The organism is Flavobacterium sp. GT3R68 (genome assembly GCF_007109225.1).
In the GTDB taxonomy this organism is placed as follows: Bacteria; Bacteroidota; Bacteroidia; order Flavobacteriales; family Flavobacteriaceae; genus Flavobacterium.
Genome location: NZ_VJZK01000003.1, coordinates 71,904 through 91,697, shown reverse-complemented (window position 1 = coordinate 91,697; position 19,794 = coordinate 71,904). Strand labels below are relative to the sequence as shown.

Annotated in this window: 18 protein-coding genes; 5 read left to right on the top strand and 13 right to left on the bottom strand. The window is 35.7% G+C overall.

Annotated features, from left to right (window positions below; genetic code table 11):
• The 5 genes from FNW07_RS06905 to FNW07_RS06885 all read right to left on the bottom strand — a co-directional run bounded on the left by FNW07_RS06905 (window position 1) and on the right by FNW07_RS06885 (window position 6,387).
• On the bottom strand, window positions 1–795 hold the full coding sequence (locus tag FNW07_RS06905) for an endo alpha-1,4 polygalactosaminidase (protein WP_158626838.1): 795 nt from the start codon (window positions 793–795) through the stop codon (window positions 1–3).
• A 1-nt stretch (window position 796) separates the two neighbouring features.
• The gene (locus FNW07_RS06900; protein WP_126743453.1) at window positions 797–2,410 is read right to left on the bottom strand and encodes a hypothetical protein; all 1,614 of its coding nucleotides are present in this window, start codon (window positions 2,408–2,410) and stop codon (window positions 797–799) included.
• A 38-nt stretch (window positions 2,411–2,448) separates the two neighbouring features.
• A complete protein-coding gene (gene pelF, locus FNW07_RS06895) occupies window positions 2,449–3,990 on the bottom strand; it encodes a GT4 family glycosyltransferase PelF (RefSeq protein ID WP_126743454.1) in 1,542 nt (513 codons plus the stop codon).
• 271 nt (window positions 3,991–4,261) lie between these two features.
• Entirely contained in the window at window positions 4,262–5,791 is a 1,530-nt protein-coding gene (locus FNW07_RS06890; RefSeq protein ID WP_126743455.1) for a DEAD/DEAH box helicase, read from the bottom strand.
• A gap of 80 nt (window positions 5,792–5,871) precedes the next feature.
• Window positions 5,872–6,387, bottom strand: a complete 516-nt coding sequence (locus FNW07_RS06885) for a DUF6155 family protein (protein ID WP_126743456.1) — start codon at window positions 6,385–6,387, stop codon at window positions 5,872–5,874.
• A 105-nt stretch (window positions 6,388–6,492) separates the two neighbouring features.
• On the opposite strand from FNW07_RS06885, the gene FNW07_RS06880 reads away from it, so the two are divergent.
• Window positions 6,493–6,771, top strand: a complete 279-nt coding sequence (locus FNW07_RS06880; protein WP_126743457.1) for a DUF3817 domain-containing protein — start codon at window positions 6,493–6,495, stop codon at window positions 6,769–6,771.
• Entirely contained in the window at window positions 6,764–8,029 is a 1,266-nt protein-coding gene (locus FNW07_RS06875; protein WP_126743458.1) for a mechanosensitive ion channel family protein, read from the top strand. Before FNW07_RS06880 ends, FNW07_RS06875 begins: the two co-directional genes overlap by 8 nt.
• A gap of 5 nt (window positions 8,030–8,034) precedes the next feature.
• On the opposite strand, the gene FNW07_RS06870 is transcribed toward FNW07_RS06875, so the two are convergent.
• The gene (locus FNW07_RS06870; protein ID WP_126743459.1) at window positions 8,035–8,412 is read right to left on the bottom strand and encodes an acyl-CoA thioesterase; all 378 of its coding nucleotides are present in this window, start codon (window positions 8,410–8,412) and stop codon (window positions 8,035–8,037) included.
• On the bottom strand, window positions 8,409–8,828 hold the full coding sequence (locus FNW07_RS06865; protein ID WP_126743460.1) for an NUDIX hydrolase: 420 nt from the start codon (window positions 8,826–8,828) through the stop codon (window positions 8,409–8,411). The genes FNW07_RS06870 and FNW07_RS06865 overlap by 4 nt, the downstream gene beginning before the upstream one ends.
• A 195-nt stretch (window positions 8,829–9,023) precedes the next feature.
• Between FNW07_RS06865 and FNW07_RS06860 the strand changes: the two genes are divergently transcribed.
• Both FNW07_RS06860 and FNW07_RS06855 read left to right on the top strand, forming a co-directional pair.
• The gene (locus tag FNW07_RS06860; RefSeq protein WP_126743500.1) at window positions 9,024–10,310 is read left to right on the top strand and encodes an OmpA family protein; all 1,287 of its coding nucleotides are present in this window, start codon (window positions 9,024–9,026) and stop codon (window positions 10,308–10,310) included.
• Between the two features lie 75 nt (window positions 10,311–10,385).
• Window positions 10,386–10,787, top strand: coding sequence for a glyoxalase (locus FNW07_RS06855; RefSeq protein ID WP_126743461.1), 402 nt, complete (start codon window positions 10,386–10,388; stop codon window positions 10,785–10,787).
• A 71-nt stretch (window positions 10,788–10,858) separates the two neighbouring features.
• On the opposite strand, the gene FNW07_RS06850 is transcribed toward FNW07_RS06855, so the two are convergent.
• From FNW07_RS06850 to FNW07_RS06840, 3 genes are read right to left on the bottom strand one after another with little or no spacing between them, the layout of a single operon-like run.
• Window positions 10,859–11,977, bottom strand: a complete 1,119-nt coding sequence (locus FNW07_RS06850) for a VIT1/CCC1 transporter family protein (RefSeq protein ID WP_126743462.1) — start codon at window positions 11,975–11,977, stop codon at window positions 10,859–10,861.
• A gap of 57 nt (window positions 11,978–12,034) precedes the next feature.
• Window positions 12,035–13,423: a cell wall metabolism sensor histidine kinase WalK gene (locus tag FNW07_RS06845; RefSeq protein ID WP_126743463.1), complete on the bottom strand. Its 1,389-nt coding sequence runs from the start codon at window positions 13,421–13,423 to the stop codon at window positions 12,035–12,037.
• A gap of 2 nt (window positions 13,424–13,425) precedes the next feature.
• The gene (locus tag FNW07_RS06840) at window positions 13,426–14,091 is read right to left on the bottom strand and encodes a response regulator transcription factor (RefSeq protein ID WP_126743464.1); all 666 of its coding nucleotides are present in this window, start codon (window positions 14,089–14,091) and stop codon (window positions 13,426–13,428) included.
• Window positions 14,092–14,293: 202 nt separating this feature from the next.
• On the opposite strand from FNW07_RS06840, the gene FNW07_RS06835 reads away from it, so the two are divergent.
• Window positions 14,294–16,423, top strand: coding sequence for an LTA synthase family protein (locus tag FNW07_RS06835; RefSeq protein ID WP_126743465.1), 2,130 nt, complete (start codon window positions 14,294–14,296; stop codon window positions 16,421–16,423).
• Window positions 16,424–16,468: 45 nt separating this feature from the next.
• On the opposite strand, the gene FNW07_RS06830 is transcribed toward FNW07_RS06835, so the two are convergent.
• The 3 genes from FNW07_RS06830 to FNW07_RS06820 all read right to left on the bottom strand — a co-directional run bounded on the left by FNW07_RS06830 (window position 16,469) and on the right by FNW07_RS06820 (window position 19,653).
• Window positions 16,469–16,969 carry a hypothetical protein gene (locus tag FNW07_RS06830; RefSeq protein ID WP_126743466.1) on the bottom strand — a complete coding sequence of 167 codons (501 nt, stop codon included), beginning with the start codon at window positions 16,967–16,969 and terminating at the stop codon, window positions 16,469–16,471.
• 205 nt (window positions 16,970–17,174) lie between these two features.
• Window positions 17,175–19,202, bottom strand: a complete 2,028-nt coding sequence (locus tag FNW07_RS06825) for a hypothetical protein (protein WP_126743467.1) — start codon at window positions 19,200–19,202, stop codon at window positions 17,175–17,177.
• A 31-nt stretch (window positions 19,203–19,233) separates the two neighbouring features.
• Window positions 19,234–19,653 (bottom strand): hypothetical protein, encoded by a 420-nt coding sequence (locus FNW07_RS06820; RefSeq protein WP_126743468.1) that lies wholly within the window; start codon window positions 19,651–19,653, stop codon window positions 19,234–19,236.
• Window positions 19,654–19,794 lie beyond the last annotated feature (141 nt).

Sequence of the window (19,794 nt, the reverse complement as noted above, 5' to 3'; positions counted from 1 at the left end):
TTAATTTGAGAATTGAGGCATCGTCAACAAATTTATATTCCCGATAAAATAATCAAACCTTGAAGATTTTATCCTTTTCTGTATGGCGTCGTGAAGTGTTATGCTATCAGCATATTCAATTAATATTATAGGTAGGTGGTATTTTTTTCTTACCGATTTTAACTCTTTTATATACTCTTTGTATTCGGTTTCATTTCTTAATTTATAATTTTTATCTTCAAAAGTATAATTGGTTGCCACCGACTCCATAACCACGGCATCCACATAGGGTGCGGAATCATCAATTAATTGAATTCCGGAATTCTGAATAAAGAAATGAGTAGGAAACTCACTATCAATATCCTTGAGAAGATTCACCAATTCCACCCGTTGTTGTGATTGGGGACCGTGGGTGGAAAAATTTTCAACATTATCAAAAAACATTCCGTCATATCCCATGGCTAAGGTATTCCTTATAATCTCTTTTAAACTTTCTATAGCTTTTTCTGATTTTAAGTTCAAGTAATAACTATTCCATATTTCATTTTTTCCAAAAGAGTTCTCTTTCAGCAAATCAAAATATCTCGAATTGGCGTTTACTTCACCAAGGCTGATGTAGGCCACCACTTTTTCATTTTGTGATTTTATTTTTTGAATTTCATACATATTGTAATATTGGGATTCCAAAATGACATAGGTATATCCTTTTATGGTTTCGGGTTCCAATCTGCCATAGCAAACCAATACGGAATTCTTTGTAATTCCAGTTCCAACCATATCGGTTGTCAGCATTGAAGGTAAAACAAATAGTATCATCTTAATAAGCCGCATAATAGTAGTAGTCTAGTTTTTTAAAAAAATCTATATTTGCCTTAAGCGTCAAAAGCATAAACAGAACCGAACCGCTGAGCATTCCGATTACACTGTATTCGTAGGAGATGAAGCGGCTGCAGATCAGGCCCACAATCAAATTTAAGAGTGCCGCAAAAATGATGGCTTTTAAGGGATGGGCAGGCTGTCCGAGTGTAAATAAATACAGCGTGTTTAGCATGCCCCAAGCCAAAAACATATAACCAAGACCACCAATTAGGCTTACATTAATGCTGACAATATCCAATGCTTCATTAAAATGCCCTCTATATCCCCAAGGGGCATTGATTAAAGCATAAATTAACATAAAGATAGCTACTGTAGTTACTAACAACAATATAACATGTTGCCAATACATTTTAGAAAGCTGCTTATTGAATACTTCGGGTGAATTATAAGAAGTGCTTTTTTGACCCAAATCCAAAAATTGGCTAAACGAAGCTACTCCATATTCCAATACTCCGGACAATAACAGGAATACCAAAATCCCTAAGTCCATTCCCAATTCGTAATTTTTTTCAAAATAAACTACAAAGGGCAGTGGACCATTCATAGTGGATGACCAGGCTAATATCCTGTCGGTGAATATAAAAAGGTACAAAAATAACCCATAAAAAAAATATTTATAATTGTGATATAAAACCACCGTAGATTTCATTTCAATGTGGAAATTACATTTTTCTTTTTTCAACATTTTCCTAAAAAACAAGATTAAATAAACTCTTGTAATGCCTATGGCTATTAGGATTCCTATCCAGTGCGTGAAATAAATCATCATTTCCGTTTGGGTCTTAAGTAACACTGCGGTAACGGTTCCCACAGAAACGGCTAATGAAATTACCCAACGCTGTTTGATTGTATGCAATGGTGCCAGAAGCAGTAAAAGAACCCCAATCAACAGCGCGTATGTAAATACAATCAACAGCACCTTAAACGGATAAACATGGAAAAAAAAGTTAGCCGTCATTATTAAACCCAACAACAATAACAGAAAAAGCATACCGGTCTTTAAAAGATAATTTACTGTTTGTTTTGTCATTACGTAATCCTCATAATTCCAGTAGAATGAAGCCTGTCTTCCGATAACCTGGACAAAACCACCGGTTCCAACCAATCCAATAATTACTCCCAGCACTACTGCTGTAGACTGTACATGATTGAAACCAACAAACGTCCATAAGGAATACCCAAACAAAATAATGGAAGCAATTTGCAGAAAAACAGGCATTAAATGGAAAATTCCCAATGGATAATAATGTGCAAAAATCTTTGCCTTAATCCATAAATAATCGGAGATCTGTAATGATTTAGTTGATTTTATATTATGTTCTCTTTCTTTTTTGTTTTTTGCTCCACGGTGCGCCGGCGAAAAAGTCAGTTCTTTGAAAATTACATCCGCTAAATAGCTGATTGAGGGCACGCCAAAATCATATTGAGTATCCTTATCCCGTATTCCCAAGGATTCAATAGTAGCCATCACCACTCTGTTACTGACTGGCTTTCCTATTTTATCTTTGATTTTCAGTATTAAGGACTTGATATTTTCATTGTAATTTTCCATTCAGATCGGACAGATTAAATGTTAGATTTAGTGCATTATTACGAAGCTTCCTGATGATTCTGTAATTCCAAGACTGTTGGATTTTGGACCTCAATCGTTTCACTGCGCATTATTTTATCATAGGCAAGTTCATATTCTTTAATAAATTTACTTATAGTGAAATTAGCCACTACTTTATTGCGGGCATAAGCGCCCATCTTAGCTCTTAGTTCATGATTTTGCAATAATTCAATTACCCTGTTTCCAATTTCTACGTGATCTTTTGGTTTACAGATAAAGCCACATTGATCATCCAGAGCTTCCGTTACACCACCCACATCCGTTGAAACTACTGGCGTTCCGCAACTCATGGATTCTAAAACCGTATACGGGAAACCCTCAGAAATAGAGGTCAGTATCGAAATATCACCTTCGCAGAAAAGTAGGTGTGGTTTTGCATGGAATCCTGCCAGCACAAAATTATCCCGAAGATCAAGTTCGTCAATCAGCTTCTCACATTCTTCAGTATATTCCGGCACGGCTTTATTATCACCATATACCAGATATTTTACATTCGGTATGGTCTGTCGCACCACATCACACGAACGAATCATCGTAATAATATCTTTTAATTCAAAAATTCTTGCTGCTGCAACTACTGTTGGTATTCCTTCCAGGTGCGCTGGTTTTGGTGCCGGTACAAAAAGTTCGTGATCGATACCATTATAAATTATTTCGATTTTTTCCGGATTGGCCCCATATAATTTTTCCCAAATAATATTGAATTTGTTTACCGACAAAATTAAATCGGATTTATAATACACCAACTCCGTAATGCATTCCGAAAGTTTGATTAATAATTTTTTCAAAAAAAATGAATACTCTGAAGTATTTATCGAAAGCAGACGTTCTCGTATAAATACGCCATGTTCAGTGGCGATAATAGGAGTGCCATATTTGTATTTTAAAACCAATGCCGGAATTACCGGAAAACCGGAGACCGTCAAATGGGAAATATCTGCTTTAGGAACATCAATGGATAATGGGATCAGAAATCGATACAACCATCTCAGCCCAACAGTTAAATCGTTCAACGATACTTCCTCATCCTTTTCTTTGGCAATGATGTCTGAAACAATACTGCAGAAAGACCGCCAAACAATAATATTTTTCATGGTCTTTTTGTAATCATGTTCCTGAAAGAAACTCCATAAATCAAAAATGGTTTTATCAAACTCCTCCAGACTTCTGTTGTCCGCATAAATACTTGTCAGGAATTTTTCAAAAATGGGCAGAAAAATATCGTGTACAATACTATCATCATCCGTTTCCTTTAGGTCAACAAATTTGTAATATCTTTTGCCATAATCAAGCAATTCTCGGGGTTCCAATGGAGACCATAATGGAACCTGAATCACATCTTTGACATTTTCGCTTAGGGTATATTTGGATTTAATTTCGAAATTGGCATTTATGGAATAAAGAATGTAATTAACATTTTTCACATCATTACAAAGCATGTGGGCCCAGGTAGAAACTCCGCCACCATTAAAAGGATATGTACCTTCTAAAATTAACAATACCGAGTACTTTTCTTTCATATAAAAAATATAAAATTGTATACATTAAGTAATTGAAACACAGATGAGCGGAATTAGGGCAAGTGCGAAATTTTGAGCTAAATTTATTACCGTACAAGACCACGGCAGTAAAACTTAACCATAAAGTAGGATTTATTTAACAAATATATACGGAAAAAACAGCATCAGAAAAAAGTTCTGTTGAACGTAGAAGAAAATCGATAAACTACTCAAAATGAAAAAATTAAGTACTTTAAAGACTCAAATATATAGTCGATTGTGGGGAATTTAATTAGTCGTAAAGCGATTCTCGGAACTTTTTACCAATCAAAAGATTCAGTTTTACCTTGTAATCTTCGATTAGCCATTCCCGATAGTTTTTACTGCAATGACTCAAACAACTTGCATACCGTTTCATTCGGCACTCAATATCATCATGGAGTTCACGTGCCAGAAGTTTGGCATCATAAAGTTCCTCCGTATTTATAACGCACATAGTAGCATGCTGTTCTAATGATTTTTCCAAAACAATTTTAGAACGCAGGTTTTGCGCTATGACTATCTTATGCTCCTGATCAATATCAAAAGTCACATCGGTAGTTTTACTAAATTTGGCCCGTAATTCCGGCGGCATCTGATATTTGAAATACATTTCAATCTCAATATCATCACGAAGGTTTTCCAGGTAGAATTCTGGGGACTTAAATATATGCTGCCAATCGATAGGCGCACTCCACAAACCAAAACGCGCGGCATTATTTCCTAAATCTATAACAGCAAAAGTATCTTTATTAGGTAATTTTCGCGATCCACGCCCAATCATTTGGTAATACAACGTCAATGATTTAGTAGCCCGGTTCAATATGATTGTTTCCACTGTAGGTTCATCAAAACCAGTGGTTAAGATACCTACAGAAGTCAGGATTGCATCCGGAGTTCTCTTAAACCAATGTAGAATTTCTTTACGTTCTTCGGGACTGCTGGTGTTATCCAAGTGTCGAATGGCGTAACCGGCTTCTCGAAAAGTTTCGTAAACGTATAAAGAGGTATTAATACCGTTGTTGAATATTAATGTCTTCTTGCCTAACGATTTTTCAGTGTAGGCATGAAGCAGCTTTTCCTGCATAACCATATTGGAATACAGATCGTCCGAAGATTTGACTGTATAATCTCCGTTGATTCCCACTTTCAATGAAGTAAGTCCAACGTCATAACTATAGGTAATAGCTTTCGCCAAAAATCCTTTTTCGATTAATGAACTAATAGTATCCCCTACAATCAATTCGTCGTAATTCTCATTCATCGGGAGTTTTACGTTTGAACTCAAAGGCGTGGCAGTTACTCCAAGAATAAATGCATTTTTAAAGGAACTCAATAATTTTCGGAATGAATTGTAATGTGCCTCATCAATAATGACAAGACCGACATTATCCAAATGCAATTTTTCATCGTTGATTCGGTTCTTCAGCGTTTCGACCATCGCCACAAAACACGAATAATCATTCTGATCCGGAAGTTCCTTTACTTTACTGTTGATGATTTTGTTTTTTACATCGAAGCCTTTCAGCATTTTTGAAGTTTGCTTACAAAGTTCAATCCGATGCGTTAGAACCACCACTTTTTTATCATGAGATGATAAATAACGTCGGACAATTTCAGAGAAAATCACTGTCTTTCCGCCGCCAGTAGGGAGTTGGTACAATAAGTGATGATTTTTAGGGGCATTGTCCAAACGTTCAAAAATAGCGTCAATGTCTCCTTGTTGGTAGCCGTACAGCTCCTTTTTATCTTCGATTTCCAGTTCTGAATCTTTGTGAGGCATTGTAAATCTTAATGGTTTTTGCAAAAATACGCTTAAAAAAGAGTTATTCCAACCATTAAAATTTAAATTGATAAATTATTTCAGTTATCGAATCGTTCCACGGCGGCATTAAACTCAAATCTGGTGACCCATTTTTGAGCTGCTGCCTCCTCATTGATGGCCATTACCCTGTTCTTGAATTCATACAAAATTCCATTCTCAATAAGGTAACTTATGGCTTGCTCGAAAGAATTGAGCATACTTTTATAAAACAGGTCATGTTTCACTAGTTTTTTCGCAGCAAATTTTTGGGCTGTTTCAATATTGTATAACATCACATCGGCAATGATAAAAGGATCTACTCCCAGAGTCAGAAAATGCTTGATGTATTTCTGGGCAACTGAACGCCTGGCTTTCGGACGCTTTCCTTTTACCGGGAAATATTCATTGGAAATCTTGGATTTGCTTTCCTGAACAAGTTTGTCTTCTTTTGGATTAAAGACAAAATCATAGTAGGTTTTCACTGGAGGAAATTTTTCATACAATTCCAGAATTTGTTCCTCGAGCTGTTGTTTGTCGAGTTGATGAAGGTATTTTTTTAAATCACGCTTGCTCATTTTTATAAAATTATAACTTCAAAAAAAATTACTTTCAAGTTGTATACTTTAATAGTCAAGTTTAATACTTAATTTTGCCCTTACAATTTCTAAAATAATATCCGAATGACCAAATTATTTAAAATTATCGCTCTTTTGGAAGGGATTTCGCTTCTGCTTTTGTTCTTTTTTGCAATGCCAATGAAACGTTTATTTGGACATCCAGAATTTATTTTCCCTATTGGAATGTCCCACGGATTGCTTTTTATCGGTTATATCATCCTAGCTATAATGCTGAAATTTGAAGATAATTGGAGTGCAAAAAAACTAGGTATTGTTTGTTTGGCTTCCATCATTCCATTTGGAACTTTTTATGTTGAAAAGAAATATTTAAAGAATGCATAACATCGTCGAAAAGATATTTGGCTGGTGCTATCCCCTTTTTAAAAAATGGGGATTTGAGGATACAATTGCCTCCTACTCTAGTTTGCTGATCAACATTTTTATACTTTGTTTTTTAGCTTACTTCATTTATATTGTATTCAAATTTCTGCTGGTAAGTTGCATTACTGTTATTGCCAGGAAAACCAAAACCAAATTCGATGATTTTTTAGTCAGCAATAAAACTGCAAAATACATTGCGCATTTAATTCCATTTCTGTTCATCTATAAGTCGGTGCCCATCATTTTGAACCATTATGTTTATTGGGAATCTAAATTTGGAAAGCTCGTCGGCATCTATATTGTTGTATTAATTTTATGGATTGTCCGTACCGTTTTTAATTCGTTGCGGGATTATTTGAAACAATTTTCACGTTATAGTGATAAACCCATAGACAGTTATATTCAGGTAATCATGATTATCTTGTGGGTAATTGGGGTCGCTGTGATTATTTCGAAAATATTTGACGTCAACCATACCGAACTTCTAACTTATTTAGGAGCCATTTCGGCAGTAATCATCTTAATCTTTAGGGATACTATTTTGGGATTTGTCGCCAGTGTACAGGTTTCGTTAAATGATATGGTCCGGATTGGAGACTGGATTACGTTTGATAAATACGGTGCCGATGGAGATGTAATCGAAATTAATCTTGCTACGGTAAAGGTCCGTAATTTTGACAACACTACGACTACAATTCCAACGTACAGCCTTATTTCGGATTCTTTTCGAAATTGGAGAGGCATGCTGGATTCTGATGGCAGAAGAATAAAGCGTCATATACTTATTAAAGCCGGAAGCATTCGTTTTTTGAACGAAGAAGAATTACAGGAGTTAAAGAAAATCCAGCTTATCAGCAGCTATATTGATGCGCGGCAAGGGGAAATTGATAATTTCAACATTAATAATAAGGTCGATAAATCCCTTTCTATCAACGGAAGGAATCTGACTAATTTTGGATTATTCCGGAAATACATTACGCAATATCTGGAGAATTATCCGGGTTTGAATAAGGACATGATTTTACTTTGTCGCCAGCTTCAGCCTACCGCTCACGGAATTCCGTTGGAAATTTATACCTTTTCCAATGATAAGCGTTTTGAAAATTACGAATACATCATGTCTGATATTTTCGATCATATTTTTGCCTCTATAATCTATTTTGACCTCGAAATTTTCGAATTGCCATCAGAAGGTAAAAAAGTATGGGAGACGGAATAGCTTTTTTAATCCGTACGAGGATCTAAACGTGTTTTACCATGTGCTTTAGATTTGCCATCTTCACCCAAACTAACCATCGTAATGGTGTCAATGGTAATGATTGTTTCACGGGTAATGATATTCCGCGCCTCGCACTTTAAGGTCAGGGATGACATTCCGAATTTAACGACATCGATTCCAATTTCCACGATATCACCTTGTTTTACAGAACTCCTGAAATTAATCTCTGACATGTGTTTGGTCACTATGCGGGAATTTTCCAATTGAATGATGGAATACAGGGCTAATTCTTCATCTATCCACGCCAATAATTTACCGCCAAATAAACTTCCATTAGGATTCAAATCTTCTGGTTTTACCCATTTTCTGGTGAGGAATCTCATAAGTCATGCTTTTTGAGTGCTGTTTGTATAATTGCTGAATGATCAAAAGCCAATTCAGGCAATTGATTGATGGGAAACCATTCTGCTTCTTTAGCGTCATCAGCTGCAACAGCGATCGTGTTTTCGGGAACAAAACCAAGATAAGCTACAGAAATGGTATGCCCTCGTGGATCGCGAAACGGTTTTCCGAAAGTACCGATTTGTTCTAATGCTTCCACCTTAATTTGGGTCTCTTCTTCTAGCTCCCTGATAGCCGCTTTTTCTAAATCTTCATTTTCATCTAGGAACCCCCCGGGTAATGCCCATAAATCTTTAAACGGTTCGTTCTTCCTTTTAATTAAAAGTAATAAAAAACCAATTGCGGTGATTTTTAAGACAATCGCATCAACTGTCACAAATATTTTTGAAATTCTCATTTTATATTAATTATTATTAGTATATTCGCTGTTAAAATTTAATTAATATAGAGAATATATATAGACAATAGCTCGTTTTAAGCATAGTAAAATTAAGGAATATAATTATGATACCGAGACTTTGCCGAAATATATTACTTTTGTAATCAAACTTACATATTTCCTACAATGGAAATTTATAAACTTAATTTATTTATGAGAAAAATTGTATTATCAGCCATATTAGCTGTATTTTCTGTGCCAACATTATTTGCACAAGATGTTGCAAAAGATGTTGAAGTAAAGAATGAAAATTTAGGAAAAGGATACAATCAATGGTCTATAGACATTAATGGCGGTATTTCAAAACCTACACAACCTTTCACACCAGATCACTTTTCAGATAACACAAACTTATTTCATGCGGATTTAGGTGCACGTTATATGTTCAATAACAAATTTGGTTTGAAATTGGATTTTGGGTATGATCAATTCAGCGCCGGAGATGGCAGCATGGAATTTGACGGACAATATTTCCGTACAAATATTCAAGGTGTAGCAAACTTGGGTAGAATATTCAATTTTGAGGATTGGACAAAACGTGTGAATCTTCAGGTTCACGCTGGCCCTGGGTATTCATTTATGACAAATGATGCCTTTGAAGGAAATGATAATATGGCTAATTTTTTAGTAGGTCTAACCGGTCAAATAAAATTATCCGAAAGAGTCGCTTTCAATGCTGATTTCACAATGGTCAATAACATTAGCCAATCTTACACTTTCGATGGTGCAGAGAATGCGGCATTAGGTGAAGACAGAGGTTTTGATGGTACGATATTTAATGCGTCTATCGGTCTTTCTATTTACTTAGGAAAAAATACAACTCATGCTGACTGGTATGTTGAAGAAAAACCAACAGAAAAACTTGCTGAGTTAGAAAATAGAATCGGTGAATTGGAAACGATGATGGATGATTCTGATAAAGACGGTATCGTAGATCATTTAGATGTAGAACCAAATACAATCGCAGGTGTTGCTGTAGATGCTAAAGGTAGAACTATTGACACTAACCAAAATGGTGTTCCGGACGAATTGGAAAGTTACTTAACTAAAACATACGGTGAAGGAACAACTGCAGCAAATGCAAGCCAAGGTGCTCTTAAAGAGTTGATTGATGGTGGATACGTTAATATTTATTTCGATACTAATTCTACTACTCCATCTGAAAATTCAGTTTCAAGTATTAACTTCTTAGTTAAATACCTAAAAGCTAACCCTGCTGCACGAGCTGACGTAATTGGATTCGCTGATGAAATTGGAAGCACAGAATACAACAACGCATTATCTGCAAGAAGAGCAGAAAGCGTTAAAAACATTCTTATCGCTGCTGGTATAGATGCATCAAGAATGGATATCGTTGGTAATGGAGAAGATACTTCAGTTGCTAAAGAATCAAAACTTGCACGTAAGATTGTTAGAAGAGTTACTTTTAAAATAAAGTAATTAACAAATAGTTACTCATAACTTATTAAACCGCTATAGAGATATAGCGGTTTTTTTTGTAGCTTTAAATAAAAAATGGAAACAAGGGACACTTTTATCAGCGAATTCAGAGGTGAAGTTATTGGGGCAATATCCAGTGAGTCCTCATCTGAAGAATTGTTTCAAAATAAAACTTTGAGACCAATTCTAAAATTGCAGAATGATTTGTTTATTGAATCATTTCAAAATTATGTCACTAAATACAAAAGTGAATTTTATTTATTTTCTCCAGAGAAAAAATTGAATTTTATTGAAAATGCAATTCACAGGGACATTAAATTTCGAAATGCATTGAAAGGAATGATTATAGGACTTTTTACAGTGGATGAATTTCGCGAATACATTAAGAACTCCTCGCATCTGAACAAAAGAATGATGAATCTCCTGATTGAAAGATTACAAAATCAAGTGCAACTCATGGAAATAACGGAGTTGTAAGTATTATTGAATACCTATAAAAAATCTGCTGAATCAAATGTTCAGCAGATTTTTTATTTTTTCGTTGGAAATTATCTCATTAGTGAAACCCCAATTAACGAGCCAATCCCATATGTTACGGCAGCTGCTGTCAAACCGAAAAAAACCTGGCGGATTCCTGAAAACCAGATACTCTTTCCTGTAAATAAAGTGATTGCCGCCCCAATACAAAAAAGCCCGACAACACTGCTTCCCAAACTCAAATAAACGGCATTCATCCCTTTTAAAAACATATACGGATATACCGGAATAATTGCTCCGAATGCAAACAGAAAAAATGAGGTCAGTGCTGCTTCCCATGCAGAGCCACCCAATTCGTCTTTATTGATTCCAAGTTCTTCACTAATAAGTGCTTCAATGGCCGTTTCTGGATTTTCAAATGCTTTCTCGGCCAACTGGACCGCCGCTTCATAATCCATCCCCTTGGCCTGATACAACAAGGTCAGTTCTTGCTTTTCTTCTTCCGGCGAAGATTCCAATTCTTCCAGTTCCAATTCGATTTGCCTCAAATGCAGTTCCCTGGAACTCTGAACCGAAAGCCATTCACCCAACGACATCGAAATGGCACCTGCCAATAGTCCGGCAATTCCGGTCAGTAAAATTGTATTATTTGCCAAAGAGGCACCCGCCACTCCCATTACCAGACTCATATTCGATACAAGACCGTCATTAGCTCCCAAAACGGCTGCGCGAAGGGCGTTCCCTCCTACTGTTTTGTGACGGCTTTCTAATTTGGAGAATATGCCTCCAGAAACATTGAATGCCTTATTATAATTGAGTGATTCAATTATCTTCAGGTGATTGTGTTCAAAACCTGAAACTTTCTCCCCTGTTTTTAATTTATTTTGTACTGCTACTTTAGCCATCTGTTTTTCAATATCGGCCAATCCGGAAATGATAGCCGAATAGCCGAAAAATTTTCCAAGATAAAATTGTAATTTGGCTCTTTGAGATACACCCGGAAGTTGGAAATCCGGATCCTTTACCCGAATCATGATAAGGAATCTGCTCGCATGGCCTTTTTCAATTTCAGCCATTGCCTGAAGTATTTGACGCATACTTGAATCTTCCTGAATCGCCGCGATACTTGCATACAAAAATGCAGTATCCACTTCTACCTGTATCTGACTCTTCATTTTCCCGATATCCATATGCAGCAAATTTTATGTCAATATACCTATAAATTTAGATGAAATTATTACTAACACTCAATTAACTTTTGGAAAACTACAAATAACTGTAGTGCCCACATGTTGCTGACTGGAAAGTTCAATGTCAATATTAAGCAGTAAACACAATCTCTTCACTATAGACAAACCCAAACCATTTCCTTTGGTTTCGGAAACTTGATTCGTCCGGGAACGGTAAAATTGATCAAATACTCTCGCTACCTCTTCTTTTGGAATACCGATTCCCGAATCAGCGATGGCACATTCGATTCTATCATGAGTTTGAGTTATTCCGATTTTTAAGAAACCATTGTTATCTGTATATTTTAATCCATTTGAAATTAGGTTTTCAACAATAATTGACAAAAGATAAAAATCCGAATTAACATAATAATGAGTATTAAAGTCCGTAGAAACCTGAATGTTTTTAAACTGGATAACGTGGGAATGACGTGAGAGCGTATCCAATATAATAGCATTCAGGCATACGTTTTCCATTTTGAGCATTTGTTGCTGGTTCTCAAATCTGGCCAGTAACAGCAATTGGTCGACCAAATGATCCAAACGGTCCACTTCGGTTATGCAATAGTTTATTTTTTCTTCATACTCAGCATGATCCCGTGGTTTTCTAATCAATACCTCTAATGTTCCTTTAATAACCGTTAACGGTGTCCGCAGTTCATGTGAAGCATCAGAGGTGAACTGTTTTTCGCGTTCAATCGCATTTTCAAGCCGGTCCAAAAGATCGTTGATTGTTTTTACAAGTACGTACAACTCATCTTTATTATGGGGAAGATTTATCCGTGTAGATAAATTTTCTTTAGTTATGACACTTGCCGTATGCGTAATATTTTTGATTGGTATGATACTTCTTCCGGCTACGAACCGGGCAAAACAAAATAACAGGACCAGAATAATTGGATAGGAAATCCATAATACTTGATTTAAATTTCTAAGAACCAAATTGGCATCTTCTGACGACATAGCTATAAGAATATACCCTGCAGTCCTATTTTTATGCAAAATTGAAAATTGCCTCTGCCTGATTGATTTCCCTGCCAAAATGGCATCATAATTTTTAAAATTTTCGTGATCTGCATTAAATTGTAAAGTGGAATTTTTTAGATTTGGGGATTTATCAAGTATTTCTTTCTTTTTACTCAGAATTTCTACAAAAACCGGATTTACGCTTAATGTATTATGTTCCTTCTCTTTCCATTCTTCGGCATCAATCATACTGATACTGTTGTTTTTTATCTCGATTTCTTTAAGATAATTCTGAGCCTCAGCATTAATATCGCTGTCAATCTCAGAATAAACACTGTAAGATACTATAAAATAAATGATGACAAAGACAAAAAGCACCATCAAGGCCGTGCTGATCAGATAATTGAAAGCAATTCTGTTTTTAAACGAAAGTTGTTGCATATTTATTTGTCATTAGCCATATATCCGATACCGCGAATGGTTTTTATATAATCTTCTTCAATCTTTAAATTTAATTTTTTTCGGATAGCATTCATAAAGACATCAATAACACCGGTATCATATTCAAAATGAATATCCCAGACATCTTCAATAATTTGGCTTCTAGTACAGACTTCTCCTTTGTGTTTAACCAAATAATATAAAAGTTCAAACTCACGCTGAGTTAGGGAGACTTCATTGCCACTGACTAAAACACGGTGCTGCGAAACATGGATTTCTATACTTCCAAGCTTGAGAATTTCCTGCTCTTTTTGATTTCTGAAATGAATTTTAATGCGTTCTACCAATTCGTCAAAACTGAATGGCTTCTTGATATAATCATTGGCCCCAGCCTTAATTCCTTCTATAGTTTCCTGAATAGTGTCTTTTGCTGTCAGAAAAATAATTGGCGTCTTAGTGTTTTTCAAACGTATGGCTTTACATACTTCAAGACCTGACATTTTTGGCAGCATCCAATCCAAAAGAATCAAATCAAAATTTTCTTTTTGCGTCAGCTCATATCCTTTTAAACCATCGGAAGCGCTTGTAACGAGATAGCCTTCTTCTACAAGTCCCTGCTGAAGAAATTGGACAATACCGGCTTCATCTTCTACAATCAATATATGCATAAAGCTCTTGGAATTTTACAAGTCATTGGAAACACTACAAAAGTGATTGACAAAGTAAAGTTATTCATTTTCTTATAGAAATAGCTATCTTGGCACCAATTTAAGCTAAAATTAATTGACTTAAATCTTAAACCAATCTTAAGCCGTATTCACCACCCGTAGCATACGATTTGAATTAATTTTGCATAAATCCCCAATCGTTATGTTACCTTTCAAAAAATATTCTCCTTTTTATTATCTGGCGCTTTTTTATATCGCTGTCAGCCTTATTCTGCGCATCGTTTTAATAGTGCATCCCATTACGCAAGCCTCATTCCAATGGTATGAGATCCTTAAAATATTTACTTTTGGCATTATTTCCGATTTTTTGGTTTTTATAATGGCCAGTGCTTTTCTGTGGATTTATTTATTATTTCTGTCGAATTCTAAATTCGACAAGCCTTGGGGCTATATTATTTTCGGTCTCCTTTGCGCATTGTTGGGGTATATTACTTTCTTCGATACTATCCTGAACGAATATGGTGGCGTGATGCCAACTCTTGGAATTGGTTTTATTGCACTTAAAACCGGATTGTTTGGACTGCTGCTGTTTGCAAAAAAATACAGAGCGAAAATCCGTCTCGCTTTATATTCCGTAACAATATTCCTTTTCGTCTTGATAATCATTCAGAATGCAGTGAGCGAATATTTTTTTTGGAATGAATTTGGAGTACGGTATAACTTTATTGCGGTAGATTATTTGGTGTATACCAATACGGTAATCGGGAATATTATGGAATCGTATCCTGTTGTTCCTTTATTCACAGGAATTGGAATTGCTGCCGTTGCAATAACAACCTTAATCGTAATAAAATCTAAGGCAGTGCTCCAAAAATTGCCTTCATTCATTGATAAACTTAAATATAGTGGAGTTTATCTCGGTCTGTTTTTAATTTCCCTTTTTGCATTGCCACAGTTGACCAAACTACAAAATTCACAGAATATTTATACCAATGAACTGGCTTCGAACGGCGTTTACAGATTTTATTTGGCATTTATGAACAGTGAGTTGGATTATTTCAAATTCTATAAAACCCTGCCGGAAAAGGATGCTTTTGCCATTTTGGAACAGCAGATTCCAAATCTAAATGGGAAAAACACTTTACGACAAATTCAAAATAACGGTACAGAAAACCACAAAAATGTGGTGCTGATTACAATCGAGAGTTATAGCGCTGATTATATGAAAGCCTACGGAAATAAGGAAAACCTCACCCCTTTTCTGGATTCTTTAGCGAATAAGAGTCTGATGTTTACAAACCTTTATGCTGTGGGAAACCGTACCGTCAGAGGATTGGAAGCAGTTACCTTATCATTACCTCCGGCTGCAGGGGAAAGTATTGTCAAAAGGGAAGATAATAAAGACAAATTCTCTACCGGAAGCATTTTCAAGCAACGCGGGTATGATGTAAAATATCTATATGGGGGTGATGCCTTTTTTGATAATATGGAGGATTTTTTCAGTGGCAACGGCTATGATATTGTCGATGAGAAAACATTTAAACCTAATGAAATTACCTTCAAAAATATATGGGGTGTTTGTGATGAAGACATGTTTAATAAAGCAATTAAAGTTATGAATGCTGAAGCAAAAGCAAACAAGCCATTCTTTAACCATATAATGACGGTCAGTAACCACCGGCCTTATACTTATCCTAATGATAAAATTGACATACCCGGCGACTTAAAGTCTCGCGAAGGAGCCGTAAAATATACTGATTTTGCGATAAAAAAATTCTTTGAAAAAGCAGCAAAAGAGCCTTGGTTTGCTAATACGGTTTTTGTAATTCTCGCAGATCATTGTGCTTCAAGTTCAGGAAAAACAGAATTACCACTTGATAAATACCGGATTCCGGCAATGATTTATGGAGCTGATTTTATCCAACCACAAAAATTCACTCCGATGATGTCTCAGATTGATGTGATGCCCACCTTATTTGGGTTGCTTAATTTTGCGTATCAAAGTAAGTTCTACGGTCAGGACGTCCTAAAACCAAGTTACAAGCCGCGCGCCCTGATCGCTACCTATCAAAATTTAGGATTGATTAAAGACAATATCCTTACCATTATTTCACCAGTTCGCCAATCCAAACAATTTCAATTGACTTTGGCTCCAAAATCAGGTGTAGGCCGGGATTTTCAGTTGTATTATGACCAAAAGCCATTAGCAAAAGAAAGGCTTGATTTAATTAATGAAACGATTTCCTACTATCAGACGCAGTCCTCGCTTTTAAAGGATAAGAAATACCAGAAAACACTCTTTGTGGCTCCCAAAATCAGCTATGTTCCCTAAAGCAAAAAACGTTTAGACCATGCCGTTACTGATTCCGGCTGTATACTAAGGATACATTATCGGTGGAATTTCTTTTACGGCCAATAACAAATATGACTTTAACACGTCATCCTCGTAATAAACAATTACCGCCTGTGTATCATCCGGCGATAAAGAATGAATCGCTTTAACTGGTGCTTCGCTTTTGGTTTTACTTAGAAAAGTATATTCGTTATCATTATTTAACTCGTTCCGGAAACTAGCTTCACAATGAGTTTCATCTGTCATAGTAATAGGTTCTCTTTTATCTCTGAAGTATACTTGGCTCATTACAACTCCTTTAGGAAGGGGCTTTGCCAATTCAATATAAAAGTCAGTCCCAGACCCGCCTCCCCTAACGCCTGCAACCCAGCATTGAAAATAAACAGTTTTTATCTCACCCGGAAATTCACCAACCAACATTTTATTCGCGGTCGCAAATGCTGTGTTTTGTTCCATTTCCAATTCTTGCTCCGTACAGCTATAAGAAAGAAACATAATTGTTGTTAATAATAAAATTGTTTTCATGACTCTCATATTAAGTTAAAGGCAACTAAAAACATCTTTGTAGAATAAAAAATGTATGCTTCAAAATATTTTATATTGTTAATATTCTGACAATCAATAATTTACATAAAGTTACTAAAAAATCACCATACGAACAGCTCTTAAACATCTTTAATTAGTTTAAAATCCTACTGGGGAACAGGTTGCAATAATTGTGTGGCGGAGTTTACACCAATCCGTTGTATTTTCGAACAAACCATTCGGTTGCGAATAAGACTGCTAAAAGAATTAACAGAAACATCCAATCAATCAAGGGCGATTTAGCCGTGATTTCTTTTTGCGTAGCTGTATAAGCAGTATCCTGTAACAAATTCTGAATCAAGAGATCGGTTTGATTAGGAAGATAGGTTTTTCCCTGAGTTTCAGCCGCGAGTTGGTTCAGTTTGGTTAAATCCGGATTGACAAATTGCTTTTCAATATCAAAGTCCAATACTTCAAAATAGCCGTTATAAGTTGTTCTGGAAACCAGTTCTTTTACAGCAAAAGTATATTTCCCTGAAGAAAGTCCGTCCAGGTTAACCTTAAAAGCATTGTTAGTTTTCAGTAAATCGTAGTTTTTTGTCTGCTTTGTTACTGCATTCGTCACTGAAATAGTCAGACGGGCTTTTTCATCCAATTCGAAGTTTTTATTGAAATATTGGGCCGTAATTTCAATTGCTTCACCTGAATTATAAAAACTTTCATGATTGACAACCAAAGATTTTCTGGAATTATCCGATACCAGATATTGGATAGTCTTGTCTACAAAAACATCAAATTTTTCAAAAGACTGATTGTCTAAATGGTTTTGCATCCGCCATTTCCAAATATTCTCCCCTAAAAGATAGGCTGTCCTCCTACCCTCGTTTTCAGCATAGGCCAATAATGGTGCACCTGTGGCGATATTTCTGATTCTAGATGACAATAAAACATTCACGTTTCCATTAGTAGTAATGGTTCCGAAGGCGCTTTGCAAAGGCGGAAAATTTTCGAATCCGATATTGTCGGTGGCAAAGAGATTAAACTGAGGATTGAACTCAGCCAGATAATCTTCTTTTTGACTACTCATTCTGAAAACCAAATTGTTTTGCTGCTGATTCAAAAATCCAAAATCAGTATTGGTTCCGGTAATGATAAAGGTATTAATGCCAGCAGTTTTATTATTCTCAAAAACAGATTTAAAATCAATGGTGGGCTGATACAAAATCAAAACATTATAATTCTGTAACGATTTGATATCGTTTGGCTTGACTATGGTCACTTTACGCTGTGCATTAGTTTCGATAGCACGTTTTAAAGCTCCAATATCCGGATGATTAATCGAAGATACGATAGCGATTTCCGACTTCTGGTCAATAATTTCTACGGCAAAATTCTTCGTGTTGTTATAGCTGTTTTTTTCTGATTCTTTTGATGAAACCGACGCCTTGAAAATTTGCAACCCCACATTATTGGCGGGAAGCAAAACATTAATAATGGCGGATCTTTTAGATGGCGAAAATGTGATGCTTTGTCTATTCAAAACCGAATTCCCCTGTGAAATGCTAAAATTGGCGGTAACGCTTTTCGTTCCTGAATAATTCAGAAAGACTTCCACAGGAAATTTATTCTTATGGAAAGCATATTTATTGACATTCAGCTGGCTGATTTTTAAATCCAAAAATGTCGTCGTATCGCCCAAAACCAACGGATAAACTTTATTGCTGGCATCGAAACTATACACATAATCATTCCCCGATGTCTGGTTTCCATCCGTAATCAGGATCGCTGGATAGGATTTGTTTTTATAGATACTTTTGAGGTTTTTGGAGACCTCTTCAAAGTTGGACTGCCGGCCTTTGAAATCAAATTTATCGGAAAGTGCAAACTCGCTATCAAACTGGTAAGAAGCTACATCAAACTTTTCCTGTATTGCACTGTTGGAAATCAGTTTTTTATACACTTCCAATCCCGCTTCGGTGGCTTTTAAATCGATTATGGAACTGGAATTATCCATTACAATTGGCAATGGCGTTTTCTCAACTTCAAATTTTTTTCTCGTAATAATTGGATTTATCAGCAACAACAAAATACCGAAGACTGATAAAAAACGTAAAAAAGCCAAAAACAAGTAAATTTTAGACTTGTTTTTGGCTTTACATAAGTATTGATAATAGGACAATCCAAATGCTGCTACTGCCGATAGAATAAGTAATAAAACAGTATTTGTTGTCATAATGGAATGTGATTTATAAGCTAAATTGTAATCAATTGTTTAAAAAATCACTTGTATTAACATTATCATTTTTTGGCAAAGTAATGTTGGCTATCATTAATGCTAAAACAATCAGTGCCAAACAAACAATTGGAACAAGAAAGGCCATAAAAATCATTGTTAACAGACATAGTCCAAAAAAAATCGTATTGATCCGGATGACATGATCCATGGTTTCCGCCGCTACGCGATTCTGAAGCAGCACCAAATTCATTACCCCGGCAAATAACAGAAATAATGAAAGACTGATACTGAATGAAGTCATTAAATCACCCATGGTTGGGGTAAATCCGGATCCGAAATCAAAGTGGTAGTTATCCATCAAATCAAAAAGCTGCTTTTCTGTTGTATTAGCCGGCTTTGGACTTACAAATAAAGTCACAGAATGAAGACATCCCGTGAGTATTTGCATAATAGCTGCCGTTTTTAACCAAAATGAATAATTTCTCATGCTTTCGATAAATATTAATTGAAATGCAAAATCCCTAGCCCTGATGGAAGTGAAAATCCCACGCTTTTTAGCGTGGATTGCAGCGTACAGCAGGAATAAGCT